This is a genomic window from Frankia sp. AgKG'84/4, from assembly GCF_023242965.2.
GTDB lineage: Bacteria > Actinomycetota > Actinomycetes > Frankiales > Frankiaceae > Frankia.
Map to the genome: position 1 here is coordinate 1 of NZ_JALKFU020000762.1, position 1,172 is coordinate 1,172.

The window sequence follows — 1,172 nt, forward strand, 5'->3', positions numbered from 1 at the left end:
CCCCCCCCCCCCCCCCCCCCCCCGCCCCCCCGCGGCCGGCGGGCGCCGGGGGGGGGCGGGCGTGATCGGCGGCCGGCCTCAGCCCATGGTGCGGCGGCCGTCGATCGTCTCGCGCAGGATGTCGGCGTGGCCGCTGTGCTGGGCGGTCTCGCCGATCAGGTGCACCAGGACGCCCCGGGCCGAGCGACTCGCGCCCGGCTGGAACCAGGGCCGCGCGGGCAGCGGGTGGGCGTCGTCGAGGCTCGCGACCTCCTCGGTCACGATCCGCTCGGTCCGGCGGGCAACCGCCTCGTAGTACGCGAGGACGCCGGCGAGTGTCTCGCCGGCCATCAGGTCGAACTCGTCCCCGCGGGTCGTCATGTCGTTTTCGAACGCCTCCGGCCCGCCGAGCACGAAGGACAGCCAGCGCTCCTCGACGAGGGCGACGTGCTTGACGATGCCGACGAGGTTCAGGGCGCTCACGGTCGCGCCGGGTGGCCTGCTCGTCGTCCAGACCGCTCACGGTCTCGAGGAGGAAGTGGCGGCGGGTGGCCAGGGTCCCCAGCAGCTCCGCCCGCTCGCGGTCGGTGGTCGGTGCGGACGTCTCGTTCGTCGTGCTCGTCGCGGTGGTCATCGTGCCCTCCGGGTCGTCGCGTCCTGGTTGTCACCGAGCCTAGGAGGGATTGCGGTCAGAACCTGACCGCAATTGGCTCGGGTGCGGGGCGACGCGACGGCGCGCCGGACCGCCCGCCATTTTGTGTCCGGCCCATCACTCTTACGCATCGGAGCGGTGAGAGGATATGACCGTTTACGGCGTATCGCCGACGCGAGCGGGCTCTGTTCTCCAGGGGGTGGGCCGGTGGGGGACGGTCTGTCCCGTGCGGAGATCGACGCGTTCGCCTCGACGTTCTCGCGGCGGGAGTCGGCGCGCGCGGTCCTGATCACGGCCGGTTTCCCCCTTGAGTGGCACCCGTGGGAATCGCCGAACTCGATGGAGTTCTGGTCGGTGGTGTCCACCGAGCTGTCCAACGGAATCCTGATCGGTGGCCGGGCGCGGCTCCTGGCCGCGGCGCGCCAGTGGGACCCGGACCAGCCGCGGTCCGCCTCGGCCGCCGCCGACGGGTCGGGCATGAGCGGCCAGGGGCTGGACGGGCCGGCGGCGGCCCTCGCCCTCGGTCCGGTCGCCTGGGAGG

Annotated in this window: 2 protein-coding genes; one reads left to right on the forward strand and one right to left on the reverse strand. The window is 73.6% G+C overall.

Annotated elements, in window-relative coordinates:
- Positions 1–78: 78 nt before the first annotated feature.
- Entirely contained in the window at positions 79–462 is a 384-nt protein-coding gene (locus tag MXD58_RS25045) for a DinB family protein (RefSeq protein ID WP_248837623.1), read from the reverse strand.
- 376 nt (positions 463–838) lie between these two features.
- Between MXD58_RS25045 and MXD58_RS25050 the strand changes: the two genes are divergently transcribed.
- On the forward strand, positions 839–1,172 hold a 334-nt coding region (locus tag MXD58_RS25050), incomplete at its 3' end, for an effector-associated domain EAD1-containing protein (RefSeq protein WP_250610089.1).